This window comes from Shigella sp. SIG6 (assembly GCF_053555815.1).
Genome location: NZ_JBQZXC010000037.1, coordinates 20,599 through 30,186 on the forward strand (window position 1 = coordinate 20,599; position 9,588 = coordinate 30,186).

Below are 9,588 nucleotides of genomic sequence, written 5' to 3' on the forward strand. Positions count from 1 at the left end.
TTAATCTCCTTTCAGGCAGCTCGCATACTGGTTGGCTAATTGACTCAGGAATTCTGAATAGCTTGTTTTACCCAGTTTGATATTCGTCCCCAGGGGATCCAACGTTCCCATACGAACGGATGTCCCTCGTGCGACGCTCTCAACGACCGCTGGCCTGAACTGTGGCTCAGCAAAAACGCAGGTTGCTTTTTGCTCAACCAACTGTGTTCTTATTTCATGTAAACGCTGCGCGCCAGGTTGAATCTCAGGGTTAACGGTAAAATGACCAAGCGGTGTCAGTCCGAACTGTTTTTCGAAATAGCCGTAAGCATCGTGAAAAACGAAATAACCTTTCCCCTTGAGCGGCGCGAGCTCGTTACCAACCTGCCTTTCGGTTGAGGCCAATTGTGCCTCAAAATCCTTCAGGTTGGCGTCAAGTTTGGCTCGACTTTGCGGCATAAGTTCCACTAATTTTCCATGGATTGCAACCGCTGTAGCCCGCGCTATCTCTGGGGAAAGCCAAAGATGCATGTTGAAATCGCCGTGATGGTGATCTTCGTCACTTTTTTCCGCGTGGTCGTGATCATCATCATCGCCGTGAATACTTTTCATCAGTAGCGGTTTCACATCTTCAAGCTGCGCAATCGTTACCTGCTTCGCTTCTGGTAATTTGCTTACCGGTTTTTGCATAAACGCTTCCATCTCCGGGCCAACCCAAACGACTAAGTCCGCGTTCTGTAAGCGTTTTACATCCGATGGACGCAGTGAATAATCATGTTCTGAAGCGCCGTCAGGCAGTAAAACCTCCGTTTCTGTTACACCATCAGCAATGGCAGAAGCGATGAACCCAACGGGTTTAAGCGAAGCGACAACGGCGGCATCTGCGGCCTGTGTTGCACCTCCCCAGAGAGCGGCGGATAATGCTGCGAAAAGAAGCGTTTTTTTATGTAACATAATGCGACCAATCATCGTAATGAATATGAGAAGTGTGATATTATAACATTTCATGACTACTGCAAGACTAAAATTAACATGACAAGTCTGGTTTCCCTGGAAAATGTCTCGGTTTCTTTTGGCCAACGCCGCGTCCTCTCTGATGTGTCGCTGGAACTTAAACCTGGAAAAATTTTGACTTTACTTGGGCCAAATGGCGCAGGTAAGTCGACACTGGTACGGGTAGTGCTCGGGCTGGTAACACCCGATGAAGGGGTTATCAAGCGCAACGGAAAACTGCGCATCGGCTATGTACCGCAGAAGCTGTATCTCGACACCACGTTGCCACTGACCGTAAACCGTTTTTTACGCTTACGCCCTGGTACACATAAAGAAGATATTTTGCCTGCACTGAAACGTGTCCAGGCCGGGCACCTGATTAACGCACCGATGCAAAAGCTCTCTGGTGGCGAAACGCAGCGTGTACTATTAGCGCGAGCATTGTTAAATTGCCCGCAATTATTAGTGCTGGATGAACCCACTCAAGGCGTGGATGTAAATGGCCAAGTGGCGTTATATGACCTTATTGACCAGTTGCGTCGTGAACTGGATTGTGGCGTTTTAATGGTTTCTCACGATCTGCATCTGGTGATGGCAAAAACCGATGAAGTGCTGTGCCTGAATCACCACATTTGTTGTTCCGGCACACCGGAAGTTGTTTCCCTGCATCCGGAGTTTATTTCAATGTTTGGTCCTCGTGGTGCTGAACAACTGGGTATCTATCGCCATCATCATAATCATCGTCACGATTTACAGGGACGAATTGTTTTGCGTCGGGGAAATGATCGCTCATGATTGAATTATTATTTCCCGGTTGGTTAGCCGGGATCATGCTCGCCTGTGCCGCGGGTCCGCTGGGTTCGTTTGTAGTCTGGCGTCGTATGTCTTATTTCGGTGATACGCTGGCTCATGCCTCATTACTTGGTGTCGCGTTTGGTTTGTTGCTGGACGTGAATCCATTCTATGCGGTGATTGCCGTTACGCTGCTGCTGGCGGGCGGTCTGGTATGGCTGGAGAAGCGTCCACAGCTGGCGATCGACACGTTATTAGGGATTATGGCGCACAGTGCCCTGTCGCTGGGCCTAGTGGTCGTTAGTCTGATGTCTAACATTCGTGTTGATTTGATGGCTTACCTGTTCGGTGATTTACTGGCAGTGACGCCAGAAGATCTCATCTCTATTGCGATTGGCGTGGTCATCGTGGTGGCTATTTTGTTCTGGCAATGGCGCAATTTGCTGTCGATGACGATTAGCCCGGATCTGGCGTTTGTTGATGGTGTGAAATTACAGCAAGTGAAATTGTTGTTGATGCTGGTGACGGCATTGACGATTGGTGTAGCGATGAAATTTGTCGGTGCGTTGATTATTACTTCGTTGCTGATTATTCCTGCAGCTACTGCGCGTCGCTTTGCCCGTACGCCGGAACAGATGGCTGGTGTCGCTGTTTTGGTGGGGATGGTGGCAGTAACTGGCGGTTTAACCTTTTCCGCGTTTTACGATACGCCGGCGGGTCCGTCGGTGGTGCTATGTGCGGCACTGTTATTTATTATCAGTATGATGAAAAAGCAGGCCAGCTAATCTATCGCTGAACACATTTGTCGGATGCGGCGCGAGCGCCTTATCCGACCTACGGTTCGCTATCTCTGGCTGGCCTGATAAGACGCGAACAGTGTCGCATCAGACACACTGCCAGTGTCGGATGCGGCGCGAGCGACCAATCCGACTTACGGCATTTCTGGCGGCGTTATGCCAAAGTGATTCCACGCCCGCGTCGTCGCCATACGCCCGCGCGGTGTACGCTGCAAAAAGCCCTGCTGAATCAAATAAGGTTCCAGTACATCTTCAATTGTTTCACGTTCTTCGCCAATGGCTGCCGCCAGGTTATCCAGACCTACCGGCCCACCAAAGAACTTATCGATTACCGCCAGCAACAATTTGCGGTCCATATAATCGAAACCTTCAGCATCGACATTCAACATATCCAGCGCCTGAGCAGCGATATCTGCCGAGATGGTGCCATCGTGCTTCACTTCGGCGAAATCACGCACTCGACGCAGCAGACGGTTGGCAATACGTGGCGTACCGCGAGCGCGACGAGCTACTTCCAGCGCACCGTCATCACTCATCTCAAGCCCCATAAAGCGTGCACTGCGACTGACGATATATTGCAGATCCGGCACCTGATAAAACTCCAGACGTTGCACAATACCAAAACGGTCGCGCAACGGTGATGTCAGCGAACCTGCGCGCGTGGTTGCGCCAATCAGGGTAAACGGCGGCAAATCAATTTTAATGGAGCGTGCCGCCGGACCTTCACCAATCATGATATCCAGTTGGTAGTCTTCCATTGCCGGGTACAGCACTTCTTCAACAACTGGCGATAAACGGTGGATCTCATCAATAAACAGCACGTCATGCGGTTCAAGGTTAGTGAGCATCGCAGCCAAATCGCCCGCCTTTTCCAGCACCGGACCAGAAGTCGTGCGTAAATTAACGCCCATTTCATTGGCGACAATGTTGGCAAGCGTAGTTTTACCCAACCCCGGAGGACCAAAAATCAACAAATGATCGAGGGCATCGCCGCGCAGTTTCGCTGCTTTGATGAAAATCTCCATCTGTGAACGAACCTGCGGCTGACCAACATACTCTTCCAGTAATTTAGGGCGAATGGCGCGATCTGCTACATCTTCCGGCAAAGTGGTACCGGCAGAAATCAGACGGTCTGCTTCAATCATCCTTTACCTCATAACGCGGCGCGTAGGGCTTCGCGAATTAATGTTTCACTGCTGGCGTCAGGGCGAGCGATTTTGCTCACCATGCGGCTTGCTTCTTGTGGTTTATAGCCTAGCGCCACCAGCGCGGCAACTGCTTCTTGTTCAGCATCGTCGGTCGCCGGGCTGGCAGGAGACGTGAGTACCAGGTCGGCGGCTGGCGTAAAGAGATCGCCATGCAAACCTTTAAATCGGTCTTTCATTTCAACAATCAAGCGTTCGGCGGTTTTTTTGCCAATACCCGGCAGTTTCACCAGTGCCCCCACTTCTTCACGCTCAACGGCATTAACGAACTGCTGCGCTGACATTCCGGAGAGGATCGCCAGGGCCAACTTCGGGCCGACGCCGTTGGTTTTGATCAACTCTTTGAACAACGTGCGTTCTTGTTTATTGTTAAAACCGTACAGCAGTTGCGCGTCTTCACGCACCACAAAGTGGGTGAAAACGATCGCTTCCTGACCCGCTTCAGGGAGTTCATAAAAACAGGTCATCGGCATATGCACTTCATAGCCTACGCCGCCCACTTCAATTAACACCAGCGGGGGTTGTTTTTCAATGATGATGCCTCTGAGTCTGCCTATCACATGACGCTCCTGCGTAATGAATCAAAGATAATGCTGTATGATAAAAAAATGCTGGATAGATATCCAGCGAAGGATGAAGAAAACTTGCGAGGTGTCCCGATGATCTGAAAAATGGCACAGTATAATTTATTCAACAGGTTATATTGGAAGCAAATATTTGAATATTACATATTCAGTGAAGAAATGCGTAATAAAAATATACATTGCGACTCCTGAAAAAATAATTTTTTTATGCTATTACGTATATTCGTATCTATTTCAATGGAATGACAACGTGAATATTAATTACCCTGCTGAATATGAAATTGGAGATATCGTCTTTACATGTATAGGTGCTGCCTTATTTGGTCAAATATCAGCTGCATCAAATTGCTGGAGTAATCACGTCGGGATCATTATCGGTCATAACGGTGAAGACTTCCTGGTTGCAGAAAGCCGGGTTCCCCTTTCAACCATCACCACGCTATCTCGTTTTATTAAACGTTCGTCTAATCAACGCTATGCTATAAAGCGATTAGACGCTGGGCTGACAGAACAACAAAAACAACGAATTGTTGAACAGGTTCCCTCCCGGCTACGCAAACTTTACCACACGGGTTTTAAATACGAATCTTCGCGCCAGTTCTGTTCAAAATTTGTCTTTGATATTTATAAAGAGGCGCTATGTATTCCGGTGGGTGAAATAGAGACGTTTGGACAACTGTTAAATAGCAATCCGAATGCAAAACTCACTTTCTGGAAATTCTGGTTCTTAGGTTCTATTCCGTGGGAGCGTAAAACCGTCACGCCAGCCAGTTTGTGGCATCATCCGGGTTTGGTGTTGATTCACGCGGAGGGAGTTGAAACGCCTCAGCCGGAACTGACCGAGGCGGTATAACTTAACGCAGTCGCCCTCTCGCCAGGTTCAGCCGCGATTCGCTCATCTGCATCGCATTCTGACTAACGTGGCAGTGGGTGATGGCAATCGCCAGCGCATCGGCGGCATCCGCCTGTGGATTAGCGGGCAGTTTCAGCAAGGTGCGGACCATATGCTGCACTTGGCTTTTTTCGGCACTACCCATACCTACCACCGTTTGCTTTACCTGACGTGCCGCGTATTCAAATACCGGCAATTCCTGATTCACCGCCGCAACAATCGCCACGCCGCGCGCCTGGCCCAGTTTCAGGGCTGAGTCAGCGTTCTTCGCCATAAAGACTTGTTCAATGGCGAAATAATCAGGCTGGAACTGGGTGATGATTTCCGTCACGCCCGCATAGATGAGCTTCAGACGAGACGGTAAATCATCCACTTTGGTGCGTATGCATCCGCTACCCAGGTAGGACAGTTGCCTACCTACCTGGCTGATGACGCCGTAGCCGGTCACGCGCGAACCCGGGTCAATGCCGAGAATAATAGCCATCACGCGTCTCCGTTTTGCTGTTTAGCAGGCATCATCAGAGAGTCGCTGCAACCTCATCAGAGATTTCACCGTTATGGTAAACTTCCTGCACGTCGTCGCAATCTTCCAGCATATCGATCAGACGCATCAGTTTCGGCGCGGTTTCTGCATCCATATCAGCTTTGGTGGACGGGATCATGGAAACTTCCGCGCTGTCTGCTTTCAGACCTGCCGCTTCCAGAGCGTCGCGCACTTTACCCATTTCTTCCCATGCAGTGTAGACATCAATCGCGCCGTCATCATATGTCACAACGTCTTCAGCACCTGCTTCCAGAGCTGCTTCCATGATGGTGTCTTCGTCGCCTTTCTCGAAGGAGATCACGCCTTTTTTGCTGAACAGATAAGCTACGGAACCGTCAGTGCCGAGGTTACCGCCACATTTGCTGAATGCGTGACGCACTTCAGCAACGGTACGGTTGCGGTTGTCAGACAGACATTCAATCATGATTGCCGTGCCGCCAGGACCGTAACCTTCGTAGATGATGGTTTCCATGTTTGCATCATCATCACCGCCCACACCACGTGCAATTGCGCGGTTCAGTGTGTCACGGGTCATGTTGTTAGACAGTGCTTTATCCACCGCCGCACGCAGACGCGGGTTAGCGTCCGGATCGCCACCGCCCAGCTTAGCCGCGGTTACCAGCTCACGAATGATTTTAGTGAAGATTTTACCGCGCTTAGCATCCTGCGCAGCTTTACGATGTCTGGTGTTGGCCCATTTACTATGACCTGCCATAAAAATATCTCCAGATAGCCCTGCCTGTTCAGGCAGCGTTAATTACAAACTGTTCAATCGCCTGCCGGTTGCTCCAGGACTTAGTGAGCGCCGCCGCAGCAGGCGCATCAAGCCACTTGTAAGCCAGATGTTCAGTGAAAACGATCTGCCGCTCGTGCGGAAGCGCAAGACAGAACCATGATTCCGTATTACGCGTCACGCCCGGCGCATAGCGATGACGTAAATGTGAAAAAATTTCAAACTCTACCGTGCGCTGACAGTCAATTAAGGTCAGTTGTTCAGCGACAACATCAATGGTGACCTCTTCCTTTACTTCGCGCATGGCAGCTTGCGGCGCGGTTTCACCCTCTTCCACGCTGCCGGTTACCGACTGCCAGAAATCGGGATCGTCACGCCGCTGCAACATCAGCACCCGTTTCGTATCTTGTGCATAGATGACCACTAAGATCGAAACGGGACGCTTATACACTTTATCCTTCACGCTGCCTCTTCGTTGACTGCCTTCGCTCATCCCATTCACATAGTTATCTATGCTCATGGGAGTTCACTCAGTTGCCGCCTTGATGCAACGCGAATGATTTCGTGTATTTGAGTCATATCAGTTATTCTCAGCCTTCTTCACAACCTGAATGCTCAGCTCAGCCAGTGCAGTCGGGTTAGCAAAGCTCGGTGCTTCAGTCATCAGACACGCTGCCGCCGTGGTTTTCGGGAAGGCGATAACGTCACGGATATTGTCGGTGCCAGTCAGCAGCATGGTCAGACGGTCAAGACCGAATGCCAGACCTGCGTGCGGCGGAGTACCGTATTTCAGGGCGTCGAGCAGGAAGCCGAATTTCTCGCGCTGTTCCTCTTCGTTGATACCCAGAATACCAAACACCGTCTGCTGCATATCACCATTATGGATACGTACTGAACCACCACCCACTTCGTAACCATTGATGACCATATCGTAAGCGTTCGCCACCGCATTTTCCGGTGCAGCTTTCAGTTCTGCAGCAGTCATGTCTTTCGGTGAGGTGAACGGATGGTGCATTGCCGTCAGGCCGCCTTCACCGTCGTCTTCAAACATCGGGAAGTCGATAACCCACAGCGGTGCCCATTTGCTTTCGTCGGTCAGACCAAGGTCTTTACCCACTTTCAGGCGCAGTGCGCCCATCCCGTCGGCAACAATTTTCTTGTTGTCGGCACCGAAGAAAATCATATCGCCATCTTGCGCGGCAGTACGATCCAGGATGGCTTCGATGATTTCTGCATTAAGGAACTTCGCTACCGGGCTGTTGATACCTTCCAGACCTTTCGCGCGTTCGTTAACTTTGATGTAAGCCAGACCTTTCGCGCCGTAGATTTTAACGAAGTTACCGTATTCGTCGATCTGCTTACGGGTCAGCGATGCGCCACCCGGAACACGTAGAGCGGCAACACGGCCTTTCGGATCGTTCGCCGGCCCCGCAAATACTGCAAACTCAACAGATTTCAGCAGATCGGCAACGTCGGTCAGTTCCATCGGGTTACGCAGATCCGGTTTATCAGAACCATAACGGCGTTCTGCTTCCGCAAAGGTCATTACCGGGAAATCGCCCAGATCCACGCCCTTCACTTCCAGCCACAAATGACGCACCAGCGCTTCCATCACTTCACGCACTTGCGGCGCGGTCATGAAAGAAGTTTCCACATCGATCTGAGTAAATTCAGGCTGACGATCAGCGCGCAGGTCTTCGTCACGGAAGCATTTAACGATCTGATAGTAACGGTCAAAACCGGACATCATCAGCAGCTGTTTGAACAACTGTGGGGATTGCGGCAGTGCGTAGAATTTACCTTTGTGCACACGAGAAGGCACCAGGTAGTCACGCGCGCCTTCCGGCGTGGCTTTGGTCAGCATCGGAGTTTCGATGTCGAGGAAGCCGTGGTCATCCATAAAACGGCGCACCAGGCTGGTGATTTTAGCGCGGGTTTTCAGGCGCTGCGCCATTTCCGGGCGACGCAGGTCGAGGTAGCGGTATTTCAGACGCGCTTCTTCGGTGTTGACGTGGTTAGAGTCAAGCGGCAGAACATCTGCGCGGTTGATGATAGTCAGCGAGGACGCCAGCACTTCAATTTCGCCGGTCGCCATATCGCGGTTAATATTTTTTTCGTCACGCGCACGTACGGTGCCCGTAACCTGAATGCAGAACTCATTACGCAGTTCAGAGGCCAGCTTTAACGCGTCCGCACGATCCGGATCGAAAAATACCTGCACGATACCTTCGCGGTCGCGCATATCGATGAAGATCAGGCTACCAAGATCACGACGACGGTTGACCCAACCACACAGAGTCACCTGCTGCCCCACGTGGGACAAACGGAGCTGTCCACAATATTCTGTACGCATGAGATATCCCTTAACTTAGCTGCCGGCGGATGCCCCCTGCTGCGCAGGTGACCAAGTCGCAGCGTTAGCTGTATGTCACAACTGAATGAAAAAAGGCGGCTATTATACTGGAAATTCTGCCGCACCGTAAGAGCCTGGCCCGCGCTGGAACGCCTCGTTACCACTTTATATCGGGCCTGAAATCAGACTCTACGCCAGTTTGCTATAAAGGTGTTGCCCGAACTCATAAAAATTAACAAAATTTGTCGTTCCGCCATCGGCTAATCGCATTAAGGTGTGAGGCACGATTTTGTTTTTTCAGGAGTCAGCATGCTTGAACTTAATGCTAAAACCACTGCGTTGGTGGTGATCGATTTACAAGAAGGCATCTTACCTTTTGCCGGTGGTCCACATACTGCCGATGAGGTAGTTAATCGCGCCGGGAAGCTGGCGGCGAAATTTCGCGCCAGCGGTCAGCCCGTGTTTCTGGTGCGAGTTGGCTGGTCTGCCGATTACGCCGAAGCATTAAAACAGCCGGTTGATGCCCCCGTTACTTTATTCGTACCCCTTATAATGGGGTGTTAGCCAGCCAGACCCGGCATGATTACTGCCCCCAGTCGCCCATGATCCGGGGGGGGATGTCACCGGGTCTGGTGGGGCGCTGGTAACCGCTAATAGGGGGCAGGTCAGGCACTTTTGCCGGGACCGTCTGTAACGTGGATGCCGGTACCTGCTCC

The 9,588-nt window shown here is 51.0% G+C and carries 11 protein-coding genes and 1 pseudogene; 4 read left to right on the forward strand and 8 right to left on the reverse strand.

Annotated elements, in window-relative coordinates; translation table 11 throughout:
* Complete coding sequence (gene znuA, locus ACUU1M_RS08770; RefSeq protein WP_005075237.1) at window positions 1-933, reverse strand: zinc ABC transporter substrate-binding protein ZnuA; 933 nt, start codon at window positions 931-933, stop codon at window positions 1-3.
* A 78-nt stretch (window positions 934-1,011) separates the two neighbouring features.
* On the opposite strand from znuA, the gene znuC reads away from it, so the two are divergent.
* Window positions 1,012-1,767 (forward strand): zinc ABC transporter ATP-binding protein ZnuC, encoded by a 756-nt coding sequence (znuC, locus tag ACUU1M_RS08775; protein ID WP_000202992.1) that lies wholly within the window; start codon window positions 1,012-1,014, stop codon window positions 1,765-1,767.
* The gene (gene znuB / locus ACUU1M_RS08780) at window positions 1,764-2,549 is read left to right on the forward strand and encodes a zinc ABC transporter permease subunit ZnuB (protein ID WP_000571470.1); all 786 of its coding nucleotides are present in this window, start codon (window positions 1,764-1,766) and stop codon (window positions 2,547-2,549) included. Before znuC ends, znuB begins: the two co-directional genes overlap by 4 nt.
* Window positions 2,550-2,695: 146 nt before the next feature.
* Here znuB and ruvB read toward each other — a convergent pair whose 3' ends face one another.
* From ruvB to yobI, 3 genes are all read right to left on the reverse strand, one after another.
* A complete protein-coding gene (gene ruvB / locus ACUU1M_RS08785; protein ID WP_000568519.1) occupies window positions 2,696-3,706 on the reverse strand; it encodes a Holliday junction branch migration DNA helicase RuvB in 1,011 nt (336 codons plus the stop codon).
* Between the two features lie 8 nt (window positions 3,707-3,714).
* Window positions 3,715-4,326: a Holliday junction branch migration protein RuvA gene (gene ruvA / locus ACUU1M_RS08790; RefSeq protein ID WP_000580323.1), complete on the reverse strand. Its 612-nt coding sequence runs from the start codon at window positions 4,324-4,326 to the stop codon at window positions 3,715-3,717.
* 138 nt (window positions 4,327-4,464) lie between these two features.
* Complete coding sequence (yobI, locus tag ACUU1M_RS08795) at window positions 4,465-4,530, reverse strand: stress response small protein YobI (RefSeq protein WP_001386853.1); 66 nt, start codon at window positions 4,528-4,530, stop codon at window positions 4,465-4,467.
* A gap of 70 nt (window positions 4,531-4,600) precedes the next feature.
* Between yobI and ACUU1M_RS08800 the strand changes: the two genes are divergently transcribed.
* Window positions 4,601-5,203, forward strand: a complete 603-nt coding sequence (locus ACUU1M_RS08800) for a YebB family permuted papain-like enzyme (RefSeq protein WP_001024930.1) — start codon at window positions 4,601-4,603, stop codon at window positions 5,201-5,203.
* 1 nt (window position 5,204) lies between these two features.
* On the opposite strand, the gene ruvC is transcribed toward ACUU1M_RS08800, so the two are convergent.
* The 4 genes from ruvC to aspS all read right to left on the reverse strand — a co-directional run bounded on the left by ruvC (window position 5,205) and on the right by aspS (window position 8,872).
* Window positions 5,205-5,726 carry a crossover junction endodeoxyribonuclease RuvC gene (gene ruvC, locus ACUU1M_RS08805; RefSeq protein WP_005075244.1) on the reverse strand — a complete coding sequence of 174 codons (522 nt, stop codon included), beginning with the start codon at window positions 5,724-5,726 and terminating at the stop codon, window positions 5,205-5,207.
* Window positions 5,727-5,760: 34 nt separating this feature from the next.
* Window positions 5,761-6,501 (reverse strand): YebC/PmpR family DNA-binding transcriptional regulator, encoded by a 741-nt coding sequence (locus tag ACUU1M_RS08810; protein ID WP_000907248.1) that lies wholly within the window; start codon window positions 6,499-6,501, stop codon window positions 5,761-5,763.
* 28 nt (window positions 6,502-6,529) lie between these two features.
* Window positions 6,530-6,982, reverse strand: coding sequence for a dihydroneopterin triphosphate diphosphatase (gene nudB / locus ACUU1M_RS08815; protein WP_001300367.1), 453 nt, complete (start codon window positions 6,980-6,982; stop codon window positions 6,530-6,532).
* Between the two features lie 117 nt (window positions 6,983-7,099).
* Window positions 7,100-8,872 carry an aspartate--tRNA ligase gene (gene aspS / locus ACUU1M_RS08820; protein WP_001258672.1) on the reverse strand — a complete coding sequence of 591 codons (1,773 nt, stop codon included), beginning with the start codon at window positions 8,870-8,872 and terminating at the stop codon, window positions 7,100-7,102.
* A 309-nt stretch (window positions 8,873-9,181) separates the two neighbouring features.
* On the opposite strand from aspS, the pseudogene ACUU1M_RS08825 reads away from it, so the two are divergent.
* Window positions 9,182-9,400: pseudogene (locus ACUU1M_RS08825) on the forward strand (isochorismatase family protein); the annotation flags it as partial.
* Between the last annotated feature and the right edge of the window lie 188 nt (window positions 9,401-9,588).

Coding starts and splice junctions, on each gene's coding strand:
- aspS (WP_001258672.1), bottom strand. CDS start 8,872: ATGCGTACAGAATATTGTGGACAGCTCCGTTTGTCCCACGTGGGGCAG.
- ruvC (WP_005075244.1), bottom strand. CDS start 5,726: ATGGCTATTATTCTCGGCATTGACCCGGGTTCGCGCGTGACCGGCTAC.
- ruvB (WP_000568519.1), bottom strand. CDS start 3,706: ATGATTGAAGCAGACCGTCTGATTTCTGCCGGTACCACTTTGCCGGAA.
- znuB (WP_000571470.1), top strand. CDS start 1,764: ATGATTGAATTATTATTTCCCGGTTGGTTAGCCGGGATCATGCTCGCC.
- ACUU1M_RS08810 (WP_000907248.1), bottom strand. CDS start 6,501: ATGGCAGGTCATAGTAAATGGGCCAACACCAGACATCGTAAAGCTGCG.
- znuC (WP_000202992.1), top strand. CDS start 1,012: ATGACAAGTCTGGTTTCCCTGGAAAATGTCTCGGTTTCTTTTGGCCAA.
- znuA (WP_005075237.1), bottom strand. CDS start 933: ATGTTACATAAAAAAACGCTTCTTTTCGCAGCATTATCCGCCGCTCTC.